Origin of the sequence: Heyndrickxia acidicola (assembly GCF_001636425.1) — a bacterium.
GTDB classification, from domain to species: domain Bacteria; phylum Bacillota; class Bacilli; order Bacillales; family Bacillaceae_C; genus Bacillus_AE; species Bacillus_AE acidicola.
In genome coordinates this window covers 1,386,165-1,405,257 of the sequence record NZ_KV440953.1, presented here as the reverse complement: position 1 = coordinate 1,405,257, position 19,093 = coordinate 1,386,165, and the positions used below count along the sequence as shown (strand labels likewise).

Genomic DNA, 19,093 nt, shown 5'->3' with positions numbered 1-19,093 from the left:
AAATGAAATGTATATTTAATTTGTTCAATAATCTACGTTTTTATTGATAAATACCTTTAACCAAGAGAAATTAAAGATCTATCTCTAAATATAAATTAAATTTGTATCCGCTTCCACGATAAAAAGTAATTTATGGAAGGGAAAAGTATACTATAATAATTAAGGAATAAGAGAACAGGAGAAGAGGCAATTGGAAAAACAAAATAGCAAGTACCGTTGGGCAGTCTTTGCCTTTGTATTGTTTGCTTATCTTTTTATTGTAAGCCAAAGGACTGCACCGGGGCTTATATCAAATCAATTAATGCATGAGTTTCACCTGACCGCAGCTGTCATAGGGCTGCTTGCAAGTATTCAATTTTTGGCATATGCGGGTTTGCAAATACCAATTGGAATATTATCCGATCGTTTCGGCCCGAACGGTTTCTTAATAGGTGGAACGCTTGTAAATGGAATTGGGACCGTTCTCTATAGTCTGGCACCCGATGAAACAGTCCTTCTTGCCGCAAGACTTTTGGTGGGAATAGGGGACGCAGCCATATGGATTAATCTTGTGTTAATTTTAAGTCAATGGTTCAAAGCTCAGGAATTTGTCAGTCTTTTAGGCTGGGCAGGTGTAACGGGAAGCGTGGGATTCCTTACAGCCACTGTCCCTTTTTCATTATGGATTGCACAATCTGGGTGGAGAATTCCCTTTTTGACAGTGGGAATTCTGCTATGCCTTATAGGCTGTACGCTTTATTTTATTCTTATAAGAAAGCCAAATCAATTGTTTAAAAAAGAAGAACCTGTGGATTCTCGTTCTTTAAAAAAGGAAGAGAAGCTAGAAAAAACCCTCTCCATTTTAATCCGGTTATTTTCAAGCCGACAGGCATGGGCGACATTTTTCTGCCATTTTGGCTTAGTTGGTACTTATGTAGGGTTTATTGGCTCTTGGGCAGTGCCTTATGGGATGTCGATATTCAGAATGTCAAGAACTGGAGCAAGCCAGTTAATTATGATTGGATTAATAGGTGCGATAGTGGGAGCTCCGTTAATAACCTGGATTTCAAGCCGGACAGGTTCTATTAAACGCCCTTATTTGCTGGTACAGAGTATCGTTTTTTTCAGTTGGGCAGGGTTTGTTTTATTTAATGGAAAACCTCCGTTTTTTATGCTTGTCATCCTTTTCTTAATCATTGGTTTTGGCAATGGGGCCAGTACACTTACATTTGCGGTTGTCCGACAGTCATTTCCTATCAAAGAGGTTGGGGTTGTTTCCGGTTTTGCAAATACTGGCGGATTTTTAAGTGCTGTTTTACTTCCAAGCTTATTTGGAAAAGTACTTGATTTTTTTCAGCATGCTCCCCAAACAGTAGGCTACCATTACGGATTTATTATTCCTTTATTATTTTCGTTGTTCAGTGTAGCTGGTGGAATACTGATAAAGGAAAAGAGCAAGAAACAAGGCAATGCAGGCAGCTCAGCTGTATAATTTGAAAGCAGCCTTGTAATATATAAACTTAAAAAGCCTTATCTGCTCTTATTTGCAGCAGATAAGGCTTTTTTAAAAGGAAATAGAGGTCAAAATGTGATCAGAAAAACTTTTATGACTACAACACAATTAGTTGAATATTTAAATTGAAATCTGCTAGTTTTTTAGCTCATCTGTGTGAAACGGCTGTTTCACACGAATGAGCTAAAAAAACATATACGATTATAAAAAAATAAATACGAGTTGACAACTAGGATTAATCGGTTTAAGATGGATCATAAGGAAATGTCATCCGTATAAAATTGAATGAACTTATCCAGAGAGGTGGAGGGAATGGCCCTGTGAAGCCTCAGCAGCAGATTCTTTAAAAAAGAAAACTGTGCTAATTCCATCAAGCGTATGAGCTTGGCAGATAAGTTGAGGAAGTATTTAGTTTATTAACCCTCTTCTTATACCAAGGAGAGGGTTTTTGCTTAGGATTTTTATGAATTATTGTATTCTATGGTGATCTTTTTAAGAGATGAGAATAAGGAGTGAGTGTAAAATGGGAAATATTCTTAGGAAAGCAGTAGAAGTCAGGAGGAATGAATTAATTAACAAGCTTATCACGTTTAATTTGTATAAAAAAGAGGGCAGACATTTGTTTGAATTATCATTAACTGAGTTGGAAATAGAATACAAACAAGCCTTAGCACATACACATCCTCATAGTGACATGGGTTCGATCCGCTTTTCTGGTCTTAAAAATTAATTTATAACTAGAAGTAACGCCCTTTTACATTATTTTAGATAATCCTCTGTCACTTCCTCCTATGTTAAGAAACTCAAATTAGTAAAATCTCTAACAATAAAAGCCTATTTCCAACAGAATATTATTGAAACGTTTTTAATCAATCAGGCATTTAAAGAAAAATAGAAAAAGAGTACTCATTTTGAAAGAATCTGCATGTAAATTAAAAAAGTGGGTATATTTACATTAATAAAATGGAAGCCCGCTCACTTAAAAACCAAGAATGCGGGTTTAAATGATCCATAATCAGGAAGGTGAATACAAATGAAAAAGACTGATAATATGAGCCTTAGAATTGGAGATTGGGTCAAAGGAAGAACGCATGATGGTGAAATAATACAAGGCTATTTAGAAGAAGTAAATGCCATTCAGGGATTTGCTAAGGTAAAAGTAATAGAATGTGATAACAAGTTTAGAAGAGGAAAAACGATAGAAGTCCTTGAACATTGGATTGAAAAAATACCGGAAAGCTCAGAAATTACAGAAGAATATATTGGCATGCTGATCGATTTGGCCTTATTGACCAAGGATGAGGAATGGTTTATGGAGCTGGCATTGATTTATAAATCATTTAAAAGCTCACAGCAAATTAAAGATGACCTGTTTTATCTCTTAAATTAAAGGCTGTGTTAAAGTAAATGCTGGTAACTGCTCATTTTTCAGATCATTTTACAGTAAAAAAGAATGAGCTAAAAAACAACAGTGTCCCTTAACATGACCGCGTAAAAAAATTTTTTTACACTAACTGTGCGGGAAAAGATAAAAAGAGCAGTCATCACTGCTCTTTTTGTTTGCGCCTATCCTTTTCTTTAACAAATTGATATCCAATAAAGGCAATATAAAGAGGAATCGCAACATAAATAAAATATGGAAATTTATGGTGTTCGTGTTTGAACACAATGTAAATCGCGTATCCCAAAAAGATGGTAATGATTGTTCCATATTTTGGGAGAGGAACTTCTTTCAAACTTGGAATTTTAATTTTGCTGACCATTAGAAGGCAAAGAACTATGAATGCAATTGGAAGAATGACTGAAGGCAGACTGCCGTGGAACAGGGTAAAAAGGGTCAATAATCCTCCTGCTGCAGTAATGGGTACACCTGTAAAATAGTGAAGGGTTGATTTCATGGCATTAATATTAAAGCGGGCAAGTCGGTACGCTCCAAATAATGGGAACAGTCCTGCTATAGCCATGCCGATAATGCCAAAATCCTTAAAATATGAATAATAGGACATCATTGCGGGGGCTACTCCAAAGGTCACAATATCTGCAAGTGAGTCCAGCTCTTTACCCAGTTCACTTTCTGCATTTAGCATTCTGGCAATCCTTCCATCCATGCTATCGAGCATCATTCCAATAAGAATCAAAATGGCAGCATTCTTAAAATCGTGCTCTGCAGAATTCATGATGGATAAGAAACCAAAAAATAAATTTAGTAATGTAAATGTATTAGGAATACTTCTTTTATAAATGATAATCACTCCCGATTAAATCATAAGCAAATTAAAATTGCTTATTAATAAACATATCCAGTTCATCCTAATTTAGGCTTTTTTTTTACTCCATTTTATAATTTTAAATTTTTAAGGTGATCATTGTCTACATTTTTTTATTATTCCCGGAGTTTATGAGATAAGCTACGTAATCCTAAAAATGGAATAGAATATAATCATACTCCTTTCAAGCTTTCTTTGCAAAAGACTCAATTCGTAACCTTTGTAGTATATTGGCATAAAATGATTAACATAAACAGGTTATGTAATAAGACCAGCCCCACCAAGAGATCACATTACTATACTGATTTATCCCTTGTACATATACGGAAACAGTCAAACAATAGCCCTGAAATATAACGTATATTATTTTTGCAGAATCTGTTAGGCATAAAGTTTTATTGAAAAAATGGCTCTGTAAAAGAACAATGTTGATAAGAAAATAATTAGGGAAAATATGCAAATCCTCTATTTGAACGAAAAAAATTCAAAAAGGTATTGACATCGTATGAAGATTGCATCTATAATTCAAACAATCACATCGGAAAATTATATTGCAGATAAAGGCAATGAAAGGAAAACAGTAGTGACTTATCTCCCTGTTTAATAGAGAGCTGATGATTGGTGCAAATCAGTACAAAGATAAGCATGAATTACAATCCTGGAGCTTCTTTTTCGTAATAAGGAATGAATCCTTATGAAGGAAAAGACGGTGAAGAACCGTTAACACAAAGTCGAGAGGCGGATGATCTTTTGTCCGCAACAAGGGTGGTACCGCGATCATAATCGTCCCTGCTGAATATTCAGCAGGGATTTTTATTTTATTGGCTAGTTAAATATTAAAATTGATATTATACCAATTGATTAGCCGCAAGATTCCTGCGTAAATCAACAGGCAGGATTAACAGAACCATTTCAAAAGAAATATCTAACTAAATAACGTATAAGCAATGAAAGAAATTAGTAGTACTTATCTCCCTGTTAAAGAGAGCTGATGGTTGGTGTAAATCAGCACAAAGATAAGCATGAATTACAATTCTGGAGCTTTCTTTTTCGTAGTGAGGCGTGATTCCTCATGAAGGGAAAGACGGTGAATAACCGTTAACAAAGTTGAGAGGCGGAATATACTTTGTCCGCAACAAGGGTGGTACCGCGATCACAATCGTCCCTGCTGAAAAATTCAGCAGGGATTTTATTTTATTGGCTAGTTTAAGATCAATGTTATTTTACACCCGAATAGAGTGGTAGAGGAGTGGGACAGCTTAGAAAAGCAGGTGCCTAAAGCGAAAATTAGCAGGCAAGATTAACAGATCCATTTTAATATTCAACTAAATAACGTATAAGCAATGAAAGAAATCAGTAGTGACTTATCTCCCTGTTAAAGAGAACTGATGGTTGGTGCAAATCAGTACAAAGATAAGCATGAATTACAATTCTGGAGCTCTCTTTTTCGTAATGAGGTGTGATTCCTTATGAAGGGAAAGACGGTGAATAAGCCGTTAACAATATAAAGTGATGAACAGGAGTCTGTTCATAACAAGGGTGGTACCGCGGTGAAAATCGTCCCTGTCGTTCTATTGAACGGCAGGGTTATTTTTTTACCGGCTAAGATGAAGCTTATAAAGCTGATTATGACCAAGTGAACAGTGAAAAAAATAGGAAAGAGAAATAGTGTCTTTTCATTAAAGGGGGTGATGCTTAATCAAGTTCTGAAGCAAGAAAATTAAAAAGTGTAATAAGGTTGTTTCGCTTAGAGTGGCGTAAAATTGCTCAAAAGGTAAATGAAATGAACCTTTATTAATAGAAATTTATTCAATAAGCAGCAAGGCTTGCCATGTGCCTTAATAAAAAACAACATTTCAGGAGGAATGAATGATGACTACAGAATTGACACAATTAAGAAACCAAATTGATGAGATTAATTTAGAGATTCTAAAATTATTAAATAAGCGTGCGGAAGTGGTTCAGGAAATTGGAAAACAAAAGGAAAAACAAGGGGTAAACCGATTTGATCCGGTTAGGGAACGTGAATCTCTTGAGGCTATATTAAAGCATCACAACGGGCCATTTGAAGCAGCAACCATTCAGCATATTTTTAAAGAAATTTTTAAAGCGAGCCTTGAGCTGCAGGAGGACGATCATCGTAAAACGTTGTTGGTGTCCAGAAAGGCAAAGCCGGAAAACACCATTGTAAATATTAATGGAGAGGCCATTGGAGATGGAGAGCAGCGTTTTATCATGGGGCCATGTGCAGTCGAAAGCTATGAACAAGTGAAAGAAGTGGCGCTTGCTATGAAGCAGCAGGGACTTACCATGATGAGGGGCGGAGCATTTAAACCGCGAACATCTCCATATGACTTCCAGGGGCTTGGAGTGGAAGGTCTTCGCATTTTAAGAAGGGTAGCTAACGAAACAGGCATGTCCATCATTAGTGAAATAGTGACACCAGAGGATGTAGAGACGGCTCTTGACTACGTTGACGTTATTCAGGTCGGTGCCAGAAATATGCAAAACTTTGAATTACTTAAAACCGTGGGAAGAACGAATAAGCCTGTTTTATTGAAAAGAGGCATTGCAGCAACTATAGAAGAATTCATTAATGCAGCAGAATACATTCTGGCACAGGGAAATGGACAAATCATCCTTTGTGAACGCGGAATACGAACATATGAAAGAGCGACCAGAAATACACTGGATATTTCTGCAGTGCCTATTTTGAAAAAAGAAACCCATTTACCGGTTGTAGTGGATGTAACTCATTCAACAGGAAGAAGAGATTTACTTCTTCCAACAGCCAAAGCAGCAATGGCCATTGGAGCAGATGCTGTCATGGCAGAGGTTCATCCGGATCCGGCAGTGGCATTATCCGATTCCGCACAGCAAATGAATATTCCACAGTTCCACGAATTTATGGATGAACTGAAAACATTAAAAGAACGATTATCAAAAACACTCGTGTAATTAGGCAGAAGAAAGATAAAGAGATGAACTGGAGGAGAGAAAAATGAGATATCTAACAGCAGGAGAATCGCACGGCCCTAAACTTACAGCCATAATTGAGGGCCTTCCCTCTGGCCTTTCATTAACAGAAGAGGATATTAATTTCGAGCTTTCACGCCGTCAAAAGGGGCACGGGCGGGGAAGAAGAATGCAAATTGAAAAGGATCAGGCAAGAATAACCGGAGGAGTCCGCCATGCACGGACCCTTGGATCTCCTCTGGCTCTGGAGGTTGAGAATAAAGACTGGAAGCACTGGACAAAAATTATGGGGATTGAGGCGCTGGAGGAAGGCGAAGAAGAAGTCAAGCGTCAGGTCACACGGCCAAGACCAGGCCACGCTGATTTAGTGGGCGGCATTAAATATGGACATAGAGATATGAGGAATGTTCTGGAACGGTCATCCGCGCGCGAAACCACTGTAAGAGTTGCCGCTGGAGCAATTGCCAAAAAACTGCTTTCTTCTTTAGGCGTTGAAGTAGCTTCACATGTAATAGAAATTGGCGGAGTAAAAGCAACTCCATCACAATGGAAAAACATAAAAGAACTCCAGGAAAAAACGGAATTGTCTTCCGTACGCTGCTTTGAAGAACAAGCGGAAATGGAAATGATGGAAGCAATTGATCTTGCCAAGAAAAATGGAGACTCCATCGGCGGGATTGTAGAGGTGATTGTGGAAGGAATGCCTGCAGGTGTAGGGAGCTACGTACACTATGATAGGAAACTGGATGCAAAACTTGCCGCTGCCATCATGAGCATTAACGCCTTTAAAGGCGTAGAATTTGGTTTGGGCTTTGAAATGGCTAGAATGCCAGGAAGCACGGTACATGATGAAATTCTTTGGGAAAAAGAAAGAGGATATTATCGGGATACAAACCGTCTGGGCGGCTTCGAAGGCGGAATGACAACGGGGATGCCAATCGTTGTAAGAGGCGTTATGAAGCCAATTCCGACTTTATATAAACCTTTGCAGAGTGTAGACATTGAATCGAAAGAGTCATTTTCCGCCAGTATAGAGCGTTCAGATAGTTGTGCTGTACCAGCAGCCAGTGTGGTAGCTGAAGCTGTTATAGCATGGGAGCTGGCGGCAGTCATCATGGAACAATTTCCGAGTGACCGTATGGATGCTCTTAAACAATCAATTGAAGATCTTAAAGAATATACAATGCTGTTTTAATGGTCAGGGAGATTTCGTGAAAATGCATTACGTAGATAAGCAGAAGGTGAGAATGTACCATCAGGAGGTTTAACATGATTGGCAGAGTATTGGTAGCAGGGCTTGGGTTAATTGGAGGATCAATTGCCCTCTCTATTAAAAGGAATCATCCTAAGGCTGAGATAATGGGCTACGATATTCAAGAGACAGAGAGGGAAAAAGCAGTTGCAATGAAGATAGTTTCCGAAAAGGCAGAGTCCTTTGAAAAAGCTGCAGAGCGGGCAGATCTTATCATAATGGCAGCTCCAGTAGAAGAAACTGAAAAATTAATGGAACAATTATCCCGTATCACATTAAAAAAAGAGGTAACCATTACTGATACAGGAAGTACAAAGGGAAAAACGATGAGGCTGGCAGACCATCTGTGGCCCAAAAAGGATAGGTTTATTGGCGGGCATCCTATGGCGGGTTCGCATCAAATGGGCATCCAAAATGCAAAGTCTGACCTTTTTGAAAATGCCCGCTATATCTTCACTCCCCAGTCAAATGTTCCATCTGGAAAAATAGATGAATTAATGTGTTGGCTAAGCGGTACAAACGCTCATTTTCTAACACTGGATCCCGAGGAACATGATTATGTTACCGGTATTATTAGTCATTTTCCTCACATTATTGCTGCAGGCCTCGCAAACCAGGCGAAAGGACATGCAAAAAAGGCTCCGCTTGTCAGCCTGCTGGCGGCAGGAGGGTTCAGGGATACGACCAGAATTGCTTCCAGCAATCCGTATATGTGGAAGGAAATAGTAAAACAAAACAGGAACAATCTTCTTAGTCTTTTACAGGAATGGCAAAATGAAATGAATTATATTCAAAGCGTGCTGATGGAAAATGATGATGAGGCCATTGTCCAATTCTTTGAACAGGCAAAGGAGTATAGGGATTCGCTGCCTGAACCCATAAAAAAAGCGGTATCGTTCTAACAAAGCACTTATTTAAAGAGGTAAATCCTGTTAATGGAGGAGGAAAAGCATGGAACAACAAATAATTCAGTCAAAAAGACTAAAAGGAACGATTAGGGTTCCGGGGGATAAGTCCATTTCTCACCGGGCAATAATGATGGGTGCCATGGCAGAAGGAGTCACAACAGTTGACGGTTTCTTGCCGGGAGAGGACTGTTTAAGTACCATTTCTTGTTTTCAACAAATGGGAGTAGATATCAAACAAGAAGGAAGCCGGGTCGTGATACATGGAAAAGGATTGAAGGGGTTTAAAGAGCCAGCAGCGGTCCTGGATGTTGGAAATTCCGGTACAACCATACGGCTGATGTCAGGAATTCTGGCAGGACTGCCCGGCCACTTTTGCATTCAGGGAGATGCCTCCATTGCCAAAAGGCCAATGAATAGAGTGATGAAACCTTTAATGCAAATGGGTGCCACAGTAGATGGCCGGGAAAATGGATCCTTTACACCTATTTCAATTAGAGGAGGAGCCCTTCATTCTATCGATTTTCTTTCTCCCATAGCCAGTGCCCAAGTAAAGTCGGCCATATTACTGGCAGGGTTGCAAGCAGATGGGAGGACGTCTGTAACAGAACCGGAACGATCACGCGACCATACGGAAAGAATGCTACAAACATTTGGAGTGGATATAGAGATAGAAGGAAAAAAAGTTTCACTGCTTGGGAAGCAGCGATTAAAAGCGGCTTCTATTAAAGTACCAGGCGATATTTCATCAGCTGCGTTTTTCATGGTGGCTTCAATGCTTGTTCCGGATAGCTGCATAACTATTCAGAGTGTCGGAATGAATCCTACCAGGACAGGAATTATCGATGTGCTCGAGCAAATGGGAGCAAGGCTCTCCTTACAAAATCAAAGAATGCAAAATTTTGAGCCTGAAGCTGATATAGAGGTTCATGCAGCACCACTTAAAGGTGTGGTAATAGGAGGCAGCCTGATTCCCCGGCTAATTGATGAACTGCCGATCATTGCCTTAGCTGCAACGCAAGCTGAAGGAACAACCATTATAAAAGACGCGGCAGAATTAAAGGTCAAAGAAACAAACCGTATTGATACTGTGGCGGGCGAATTGACTAAAATGGGTGCAAACATTGAGACAACCAGCGATGGAATGATCATTCATGGAAAAACGCCTTTGAAGGGTGCCAGGGTAAACAGCCATGGAGATCACAGAATTGGCATGATGCTGGCCATTGCCAGCTGCATTGCAGAAGGGGAAACCGTGATAGAAAACAAGGAAGCTGTTAAAGTATCGTTCCCTGAATTTTTTGAAAGTCTCCAAATGCTGCAGGAGAATGAATAATATAGGCTCTATTTGGAGATTTAATGCCTTTGTTAAATTTCAATGTTGATTGGAGCGGGTACAGGAAGCTGCTACCACTAAAAAGCGGACACATCGAGCGGAAATCAATAACCATGAAAACCAACTTGTATCCAATGTCTAGTGTAAGGTGAGGGATTCCCATGCTTACTAAAGCGGATTAAAAAACCCCGCAGGCATAGGAGGGAGTACATGTTAAAGAAGCTGAAGACCTGGTATATAGGTTTCATCAGCTTCTTTTTTAGTTTTTTCACTCATAGCCATAGTACCGAAGAGGAAGCACAGAACCCTCAGCGAGTGCCTGCAGCGTAAATCAACCAGCAGGAATGAACAGAGTGGAACCTAAGTTTATATTAAAATCCCTTTTTAATATAATCCCAAAGTTGATTGAAGTGGAAGGCACGAGACTCCTGCGGGAACAGCGTGTTTGTGAAGACCCCGCAGGAGCCAGCGACGAGGAGGCTTCGCAGCCGCCCCGCGGAAAGCGAGTGTCCTGCTGCGTAAATCAACCAGCAGGAATAATCCGAACAATTCACATGATAGTAGCAAATAGTGGGAAAACCAATGCCTAAGAAATTGTTCTGAAATATTGACATTTAATAGAAAAATATGTTATTAAAATATTGGGTTAGCACTCTTGTAAATAGAGTGCTAAACTAGAATTCAAGGCATAATCAAAAGATTACATAGCTTAGTTTTTAATAAGGAAGGGTGAATAAGATGGAAACAAAAGAATTTAAAGCAGAATCAAAAAGACTGTTGGAAATGATGATTAACTCTATTTATTCGCAAAAGGAAATTTTTCTAAGAGAACTGATTTCCAATGCCAGTGATGCAATTGATAAAATTTACTACAAAGCACTAACAGATGAGAGCTTAAGCTTCAACAAAGACAGTTATTTCATTAAAGTAGCAGCAGATAAAGAAACAAGGAAGCTCTCCATTGTGGATACTGGAATTGGTATGACCCAGGAAGAGCTTGAAAACAACCTTGGAACCATTGCTAAGAGCGGTTCGCTGGCTTTTAAAACAGAAAATGAAGCCAAAGACGGCCATGACATTATTGGCCAATTCGGTGTAGGATTTTATTCTGCTTTTATGGTCGCTGATACTGTAACGGTTCTAACCAAAGCGCTTGGCAGTGAAACGGCTTTTAAATGGGAATCCAAAGGAGCAGACGGCTATCGTATTGAAACGTGTGATAAAGAAACAGTTGGAACGGAAATTATACTGAAAATCAAGGGAAATACGGAAGATGAACAGTACGATGAATATCTTGATGAGTATAAATTAAAAGCCATTATTAAAAAGTACTCGGATTTTATTCGCTACCCTATTAAAATGGAAGTGACGGAAAGCAAGCTGAAGGAAGGCAGCGAAAATGAATTTGAACAAATAAAAGAAGAACAAGTGATCAACAGCATGGTCCCTATCTGGAGAAAGAACAAAAATGAATTGATAGTTGAGGACTATGAAAACTTTTACGCAGAAAAACGGTATGGTTTTGATAAGCCGTTAAAGCATATTCACATTAGTGTTGATGGAACAGTGAGATACAATGCCATTTTGTATATTCCAGAGAAAACACCGTTTGACTACTATACGAAGGAATTTGAAAAAGGACTTGAGCTTTATTCAAGCGGTGTATTAATCATGGAGAAATGCAGCGACCTTCTTCCAGACTACTTTAGTTTTGTAAAGGGTATGGTAGATTCCGAGGATTTATCCCTTAATATCTCAAGGGAAATTCTTCAGCAGGATAAGCAATTAAAATTCATCGCTAAAAATATTAAAAATAAAATTAAGAGAGAACTAGAAGGATTATTAAAAGAGGACAGAGAAAAGTATGAAACGTTCTATCAGTCCTTTGGCAGACAGCTGAAATTTGGCGTATACAATGACTTTGGACAGGATAAAGAGGTACTCCAAAATTTAATCATGTTCTTTTCCTCCCGTGAGAAAAAGCTTGTCACTCTTGATGAATATGTTTCAAGAATGCCAGAAGACCAAAAATATATCTATTATGCAACTGGAGAAACCAATGAGCGCATAGATAAACTTCCGCAAACAGAAATGCTTGCAGAAAAAGGGTATGAGATTTTATACTTTACAGATGATATTGATGAATTTGCCATTAAAATGCTCATGACTTATAAAGACAAGGAATTTAAATCGGTTTCGAGCAATGATTTGGGAATAGAAGAGGATAAGGAAACAACTGAATCCGAAAGTAAGGAAAATGAAGAGCTCTTCTCGTTTATGAAAGAGGTATTGGGTGATAAGGTTACAAAAGTGAAAGCATCAAAGCGGCTAAAATCCCATCCTGTTTGCTTTACAACAGAAGGCGATCTCTCCATAGAAATGGAGAAAGTACTGAATGCCATGCCAAACAGCCAAAATATTAAGGCGGATAAAGTGCTGGAAATGAACGTTAACCATGAAGTCTTTGAATCTTTGAAATCAGCTTTTGAAAAAGATAAGGATAAAGCCAAACTGTTTACAAATCTTCTTTACAGTCAGGCGCTTTTAATCGAAGGCTTGCCGATCCATGATCCTGTTGAGCTTACAAATAATATATGCAAGGTAATGGTCTGATAAGAGACTTTATCTAAGAGCTGCCTGATGGCAGCTCTTTTGCATAATTAAAGCAGAAACGTATGTGCAGGGATATTTGTTGATGTAATTCAAACCAATGGGAGGGAGCCTATACGATAAAATGCATGTTTGAATATCATAATACGTAAATAAAAAGAGGGAGGGAAAGAAATGTCTAACAATGGAAATAAAGTGATACATGTAGATAAGCTTGTCATCCATGCAAAGCAGGTTGAAATTATTCAGGAAAACAATCATTCACCTATACCTGAAAGAAGAAATCCATGGGGAGCCTTTTGGGGTGGACAGCGCAGAAATACTGCAGAACAAAACAGCAATGACAATAATGTCGAATAATGCGATTTGAAATGTAAAAAAAAGCTTAATTTCATTTAGAAGAAAGAAAACAAAAGCCAAAAAATCCATAAGATTTTTTGGCTTTTTCATTTTCTATTTCCCCCTGGCAAATTTAGACCTCTTTACAAAGAAGGCTAAAATAAGTGCGATAAGGGTAATGCCTGTAGCATAGAAGAAGGCATCGTTAATTCCTTCAATGGTTGACTGCTTTACAACATTTCCGTATAGCGTATAAAGTGCAAGAGCATTTCCGGATGGAGCAGGCAGTCCTGCAGTTTGTGCAATGCCTTGTCCCAGTGCTCCAAGCTGGCTGGTAAGATAGCCGTTTGAACTGTTAATGATGTTTCCAAAGTTATTTGTATGGAAATCAGACCGGGTTGTCATAACCGTAACCAGGAATGCGGTACCGATACTTCCGGCAACAGTCCGGGCTGTATTGGATGCAGCAGTACCATGGCTCGCAAGTCGAAGCGGCAGCTGATTCATCCCTTCTGTCATAACGGTTGTCATCAAAAAGGACATCCCGAAGCTTCGGAAAATGTACAACATCATGATATGGCTATAGGATGTTGTCATGGTTAAATGTGTAAATTGGTAGGTCGTGATGGCTGTAATGGCCAGACCAAAAATCGCCAGCGGGCGAGAACCCATTTTATCGAACAACTTCCCTGAAATCGGCGACATGATCCCCATAATAATCGCACCAGGCATTATTAACAGTCCTGATTGAAGTGCGGTATAGCCCCTGATATTTTGAAGATAGATCGGCAATAGAAGCATCGCTCCAAACATCGCCGCATTGTTAATCATGTTAATGACGGTAGTCAAGGAGAAAATATCATATTTGAATACCCTTAAATCAAGCATTGGAGATTCTGCTGTCAGCTCTCTCCAGGCAAACAAGATAATTCCCAGTACTCCGATGATCAGGGAAGTAAGGACCGTTCCGCTGGTCCAGCCGTCACTTCCGGCTTCACTGAATCCGTACAATAGGAATCCGAAGCCAATCGTGGATAGGATCACACCAGGGTAATCAAATTTCGGCTTTGTAATTTTCGTAACGTCCTTCATCCACATCACAGCAAGAATCAAGTCAAGAACAGCAAATGGAATGACCACGTCGAACAACAGGCGCCAAGAATAATACTGTACAAGCCAGCCTGAAAGTGTCGGGCCTACTGCAGGGGCGAAAATCATGGCAATCCCCATGATTCCCATCGCTGCTCCGCGTTTTTCAGGAGGGAAGACCGTCATAAACACTGTCATCATCAATGGCATAACGATACCGGCTCCAGCTGCCTGGACAACCCGTCCGATCATCAGCATGGAGAAGGTGGTTGAAATGGAACAAATAACCGTTCCTAAAGCAAATAAGAGCATGGATGCGATAAACAAATTCCTCGTTCCAAATCTTGCGATCAGAAAGGCAACGAGCGGAATCATAATTCCATTTACGAGCATGTATCCGGTGGAAAGCCACTGGACCGTTGTAGCGGAGACACCCAAATCATTCATGATATGAGGAATGGCTACGTTTAAAAGTGTTTGATTCAGGATGGCAATAAAAGCACCGAAAAGCAGGACGCCAATCAGCCTTCCGCGATGGAGATGCTGAGGGTTTAAATCCGGTTCTTTTTGCGGCACATCCTTCCCCGGGGCTGGTTCTACAACATATTCTGTTGCAGAGGCACTGTTTGGGGCTTCCTGAAGAGCATCTTTTATTGCTTTATCAGCCTGAAATTCCTTTGTTTTTTCAGCATAAAGCGGCTCTGCTTTCGTTTCTTTTTCTTTGTCTCTGATTGAAGGAAGGTTCTCGCTTTGTGTCTGTATGCTGGTGTCCATCCTTTGAGGGGTGTCAGCCTTATTTAGCCTCTGATTTGCATCAGATGTATTACTTGAAACATTGGTTTTATGATTTTCATTTCTGCCCCGGCGAAGTGCCAGGTTAATAACAACAAATAAAATGATGACTAAGAGAATATAACCTGCGATGTATAGTGTCGGCATCATATCACCTACTTATGAATTCGCACAGTTACGTTCATGCCGGGTACGAGGTTCACTCCATAGCTATCCAAGGTAATTTTCACCGGAATAACCTGCGTTTCTTTCGTGTAGTTTCCAGAAGTGTTGTTATTGGTCGGAATGAGTGAAAAGGATCCAGCTGTTGCTTCCCCAATCGAATCTACTTTACCTGTAATGTTCGCATTTGGGAAAGCATCCACGTAAACATCTACATCCTGGCCGGCCTTTACATCATTAATATCGGTTTCTTTAATATTGGCTGTAACCCAAAGTTTATCAAGATCATAAGTAATTGCAAGTGGTGAACCTGCAGCGGCAATTGAATTTTCTACGCCATTATTTTGGACGATGGTTCCGTCAGCTGGAGCGTTGATGTTCATATTAGCAGGCTTTCCATCCGGGCCCATAACTTGTACAGTGCCGAGTTTTTCGCCTTTGTTAAATTTGTCTCCAACTTTTGCATTCCAATCGGTTAATGTTCCAGTTCCAGGAGAAGCAATCGCTACTTGCTGGCCTGATACCATGGCATTATCAGTAGACAGGTAGTTTACAGATTTATTATAAAAATAATATCCTGTAAATCCTCCTCCTACCAAGATAACAAGCAGTATTACGTTAATAAGAATCATTCGCCTTGCACTCATAAATTTTTTAGTCCTCCTTAATCATAAGTACTTCTAAGATGGTTTTATGCATTTGCAATAATCGTTGAGTATCTTCTTTTGGCAGCTGCATAATTTTGTTGATTTTTTCAACAAAAACAGATGATTGAATCAGTTCGTCTAGCTTCTTTTTGCCCCTTTCTGTCAACTGTAAGGATATTGCTCTCCTATCCTGAGGAGATGTCACACGATCAATCAGGCCATTATGTACCAGCCTGTCAATCACGCCGCTCACTGTGCTATTAGTCAAACGTAAATGTTCTGCTAATTCGCCCAGCCCGATATTGGGACAAGTTGAAATATGGTGCAATACCTTTAGTTGAACTACGGTGACGCCGATTCGGTCTGCATCTGATTTAACAAGCCTGAAGATTGCTTTATTGATTGCATAAAATGAATCAAAAACTTCATTGTTCAATGCATTCATTATCCACTCTCCTTTAATTAAGCTTGTAAATAATTATGACAATAATATTTCTTATACGAAATATTATAACGAGAAGTATTTTCTCATTTTTTTTTTTTACTGTCAACTACTTTTATATGAAAATCATCTATTATGAATATATGATTATTTCTGTGAGATTTTGTTTTGATTGAAGAAGGAATTCCAGCCTTTTGGAAGAAAGGATAAATAGAACAGAACAGTGAGGGATTAATGAATGAAAAATGTATATATAGCTCTATTAAGAGGGATAAATGTAGGCGGAAAAAATAAGATTAAAATGGAAGAGTTGAGAAACGTTTTCGAATCGCTTGGCTTACAAAAGGTAAAAACCTATATTCAAAGTGGAAATGTTTTGTTTGAGTCCTATGAAAATGAATCCTCTTTATGTCAGCTTCTAGAAAGTGAGATTGCCGCTGCTTTCGGATTTTCCGTAAGTGTCATGCTGAGAACATCTGAGGAGATGGTTCAGATAATAAATGGCTGTCCTTATCGACCGGATGAGCTGCAGGAGGGGGAATCTATTCATGTCAGTTTTCTAAGCAAGGTTCCTTCAAAAGAAGCAGCTGACAAGGTGCTGGCGTATAATAATGATGCAGAAGCCTGCCAAATCAAGGGCAGGGAGGTTTATTTATTCTTTCGTAAAAGCATACGTGATTCAAAGCTGGCAAACCAGCTTCATAAACTGGATGTCCCCAGCACCCTAAGGAATTGGAATACCGCCAGCAAATTAGCGGGGATGGCTAACGTAATCCAATAATTACGTAGTGGGTGGGAGTTTCGGGAATGAGTGAAAATCAAGTGATTTCATTTATCGGAAATTTCAGCTGAAGTGAACCGCATTTTAATAAAGCGTATATGGTGAGAAAAATAGTAAAGAAAATAGTAGGAATACTCAAAAAACAAGGATGACGGTTTTTTTACATCCAATTAATAAAATAAACCCAGCTGCCTTAAAAAAGGTTAGCTGGGTTTATTAATTGTTACGGTCAAAAATAGTAGGAATTAACACTAAACTAAACCGTTACATAGGTACACTAAAGGTTATATTCCCAGTTCTCAATTAGAATCAAGTACCTTTTCTTGCCTTTTTCTTAGGCAATAATACCGTTGGCCTTCCAGAAATATCGACCATTGGCCTTCGAAGAATGACTTCTTGTAAACCATTTTTCCATTGGAATGGTATGAGCGGCCATAAAAACGGTACACCAAAGGATTTCGTTCTTACCAATAGGATGAAAATTAGGATAATAAACAGGATAAATCCCCATTTCCGGCCGGCAGCTGTAAAAATGAGAAGTCCTACCCTTACCAGCTGGTTTGCCTCCGCCACTTCATAGGAAGATGTGGCAAATTCCATAATCATCACAAATGCGATATACACAAGTACCTCAGGCTGCAATAAATGAATTTGACTTGCAAACTGTCCAAATACAATAGAAGCAAGAATACTGACAGCTGAGCCTAAAACAGGCGGTGTGTTTATAACAGCGAGTCTTAGGATATCAATAAATATTTCTCCCAACAATAATTCACCCCATAACGGCAAGGGATCTGTGCGATCTGCCTGGAAAAATGTCATCCATGATGGGACCCAATGCGGATACTGATTAACTAAAAGGAAGACACCTGGCAAAAGGGTGCTGCCAAAAACAGATAATAAGATAATCCAGCGCATATAGGTTCCAAAAAGAGGATAGGAATGATATTCCTGCGGATGCTGCAGATGTTGGAATAAGGTAATGGGAGCAATGATGACTTCCGGGCTATTATCAACAACAATGACGACCTGGCCTTCAATTAGAGCGGTTGATGCTACATCCGGCCGCTCTGTATATCGAACGATGGGGTAAGGATTCCATTTCACTTTTCCAATCCATTCTGTCACCGATTGTTCGCCCATACAAACGGCATCTGCGGGAATGGATTTTAGCAAATCACGGATATTATCAACAATTTCTTTATTTGCAACATCATTGAGATACATTAAACTAACATCTGTTTGGGAACGGGAACCGATTTGCATGAGTTCCACCCGAAGCCGGGGATCTCTTAATCTCCTGCGGATCATAGAGGTATTCATTAACATCGTTTCAGTAAAACCGTCATGGGGCCCCCGGATAAGCCGCTCCGTCATGGGAGGGGATATACTGCGCATTGGATAGATCCTTGTATCAATCAAGACCGCTTGATCATATCCCTCAATAAAAATGATGAGCGGCCCCGAAAGAATAAATCTTACTGCATCATACATTTTAGGAACAGATTGCACCTGGACAAAGGCAACATTCTTGTTTAAGTAATCAACCAGTTTTTCAAGGGGAAAATCGTTTTCTGGATAGTTGTCGACAAACGAGTGTATACTTGTTTCTAAACTTTCCAGAATTAATACCATATTCATGGTTAGAAAATATCCGTTTGTAGTATATGACATCATATTTACATTGCTAAAATTAAAGGGTTTGGCCAGTATGTCCCAGCTTTCTCCTACACCAATTAATTGATTGATATAGTCTACATTTTCTTTTAAATGGGACGATATTTTAACCGTCTTAACTTCTTCCATAAAAGAGTCCACATTACACACAACCTATCTATTTTGTAAGTAATACCTGACCATTATTACCTAATTGGGCTGAATTATACAAAATAGCAAAAGTTTACATGGGTATCGGAGCTATTAAATATATTATTTGCACTTCTTGCGACGGCCTTTAAAAAACTCCTGAAATTAGAAAAAATATAGATGGATTAGAAGCAGAT

The 19,093-nt window shown here is 39.2% G+C and carries 16 protein-coding genes, 1 riboswitch and 3 other annotated features; of the genes, 11 read left to right on the top strand and 5 right to left on the bottom strand.

Annotated features, from left to right (window positions below):
• Positions 1–190: 190 nt before the first annotated feature.
• The 3 genes from A5N88_RS06550 to A5N88_RS06540 all read left to right on the top strand — a co-directional run bounded on the left by A5N88_RS06550 (position 191) and on the right by A5N88_RS06540 (position 2,882).
• Complete coding sequence (locus A5N88_RS06550; RefSeq protein ID WP_066264261.1) at positions 191–1,471, top strand: MFS transporter; 1,281 nt, start codon at positions 191–193, stop codon at positions 1,469–1,471.
• Positions 1,472–1,780: 309 nt separating this feature from the next.
• Positions 1,781–1,890: riboswitch (SAM riboswitch) on the top strand.
• Positions 1,891–2,015: 125 nt separating this feature from the next.
• On the top strand, positions 2,016–2,222 hold the full coding sequence (locus A5N88_RS06545) for a Fur-regulated basic protein FbpA (RefSeq protein ID WP_066264260.1): 207 nt from the start codon (positions 2,016–2,018) through the stop codon (positions 2,220–2,222).
• Positions 2,223–2,525: 303 nt separating this feature from the next.
• Positions 2,526–2,882 carry an IDEAL domain-containing protein gene (locus tag A5N88_RS06540; protein WP_066264259.1) on the top strand — a complete coding sequence of 119 codons (357 nt, stop codon included), beginning with the start codon at positions 2,526–2,528 and terminating at the stop codon, positions 2,880–2,882.
• Positions 2,883–3,036: 154 nt separating this feature from the next.
• On the opposite strand, the gene pssA is transcribed toward A5N88_RS06540, so the two are convergent.
• Positions 3,037–3,738: a CDP-diacylglycerol--serine O-phosphatidyltransferase gene (pssA, locus tag A5N88_RS06535; protein ID WP_066270311.1), complete on the bottom strand. Its 702-nt coding sequence runs from the start codon at positions 3,736–3,738 to the stop codon at positions 3,037–3,039.
• A 578-nt stretch (positions 3,739–4,316) separates the two neighbouring features.
• Positions 4,317–4,553: a binding site (T-box leader), on the top strand.
• Positions 4,554–4,697: 144 nt separating this feature from the next.
• Positions 4,698–4,929: a binding site (T-box leader), on the top strand.
• A gap of 164 nt (positions 4,930–5,093) precedes the next feature.
• Positions 5,094–5,327: a binding site (T-box leader), on the top strand.
• A 301-nt stretch (positions 5,328–5,628) separates the two neighbouring features.
• Between pssA and A5N88_RS06530 the strand changes: the two genes are divergently transcribed.
• The 7 genes from A5N88_RS06530 (at position 5,629) to A5N88_RS06500 (ending at position 13,198) form a co-directional block, all read left to right on the top strand.
• Positions 5,629–6,717 (top strand): bifunctional 3-deoxy-7-phosphoheptulonate synthase/chorismate mutase, encoded by a 1,089-nt coding sequence (locus tag A5N88_RS06530; protein ID WP_066264257.1) that lies wholly within the window; start codon positions 5,629–5,631, stop codon positions 6,715–6,717.
• A 43-nt stretch (positions 6,718–6,760) separates the two neighbouring features.
• Positions 6,761–7,930 carry a chorismate synthase gene (gene aroC, locus A5N88_RS06525; RefSeq protein ID WP_066264255.1) on the top strand — a complete coding sequence of 390 codons (1,170 nt, stop codon included), beginning with the start codon at positions 6,761–6,763 and terminating at the stop codon, positions 7,928–7,930.
• A gap of 74 nt (positions 7,931–8,004) precedes the next feature.
• Positions 8,005–8,889 (top strand): prephenate dehydrogenase, encoded by an 885-nt coding sequence (locus A5N88_RS06520; protein WP_066264254.1) that lies wholly within the window; start codon positions 8,005–8,007, stop codon positions 8,887–8,889.
• A 49-nt stretch (positions 8,890–8,938) separates the two neighbouring features.
• Positions 8,939–10,228: a 3-phosphoshikimate 1-carboxyvinyltransferase gene (gene aroA, locus A5N88_RS06515; RefSeq protein ID WP_066264253.1), complete on the top strand. Its 1,290-nt coding sequence runs from the start codon at positions 8,939–8,941 to the stop codon at positions 10,226–10,228.
• 353 nt (positions 10,229–10,581) lie between these two features.
• Positions 10,582–10,818, top strand: coding sequence for a hypothetical protein (locus A5N88_RS06510; protein ID WP_066264249.1), 237 nt, complete (start codon positions 10,582–10,584; stop codon positions 10,816–10,818).
• Between the two features lie 148 nt (positions 10,819–10,966).
• Positions 10,967–12,841 carry a molecular chaperone HtpG gene (gene htpG, locus A5N88_RS06505; RefSeq protein ID WP_066264248.1) on the top strand — a complete coding sequence of 625 codons (1,875 nt, stop codon included), beginning with the start codon at positions 10,967–10,969 and terminating at the stop codon, positions 12,839–12,841.
• A 171-nt stretch (positions 12,842–13,012) separates the two neighbouring features.
• A complete protein-coding gene (locus tag A5N88_RS06500) occupies positions 13,013–13,198 on the top strand; it encodes a hypothetical protein (RefSeq protein WP_066264247.1) in 186 nt (61 codons plus the stop codon).
• Positions 13,199–13,291: 93 nt separating this feature from the next.
• On the opposite strand, the gene A5N88_RS06495 is transcribed toward A5N88_RS06500, so the two are convergent.
• The 3 genes from A5N88_RS06495 to A5N88_RS06485 are packed head-to-tail and all read right to left on the bottom strand — an operon-like array spanning position 13,292 to position 16,312.
• Positions 13,292–15,205, bottom strand: a complete 1,914-nt coding sequence (locus A5N88_RS06495; protein ID WP_083953065.1) for a DHA2 family efflux MFS transporter permease subunit — start codon at positions 15,203–15,205, stop codon at positions 13,292–13,294.
• 8 nt (positions 15,206–15,213) lie between these two features.
• A complete protein-coding gene (locus A5N88_RS06490) occupies positions 15,214–15,867 on the bottom strand; it encodes a beta-barrel domain-containing protein (protein WP_066264246.1) in 654 nt (217 codons plus the stop codon).
• Positions 15,868–15,874: 7 nt separating this feature from the next.
• Positions 15,875–16,312, bottom strand: a complete 438-nt coding sequence (locus A5N88_RS06485; protein ID WP_066264244.1) for a MarR family winged helix-turn-helix transcriptional regulator — start codon at positions 16,310–16,312, stop codon at positions 15,875–15,877.
• 235 nt (positions 16,313–16,547) lie between these two features.
• On the opposite strand from A5N88_RS06485, the gene A5N88_RS06480 reads away from it, so the two are divergent.
• Positions 16,548–17,090: a DUF1697 domain-containing protein gene (locus A5N88_RS06480; protein ID WP_066264243.1), complete on the top strand. Its 543-nt coding sequence runs from the start codon at positions 16,548–16,550 to the stop codon at positions 17,088–17,090.
• 309 nt (positions 17,091–17,399) lie between these two features.
• Here A5N88_RS06480 and A5N88_RS06475 read toward each other — a convergent pair whose 3' ends face one another.
• A complete protein-coding gene (locus A5N88_RS06475) occupies positions 17,400–18,896 on the bottom strand; it encodes a spore germination protein (RefSeq protein ID WP_083953283.1) in 1,497 nt (498 codons plus the stop codon).
• Between the last annotated feature and the right edge of the window lie 197 nt (positions 18,897–19,093).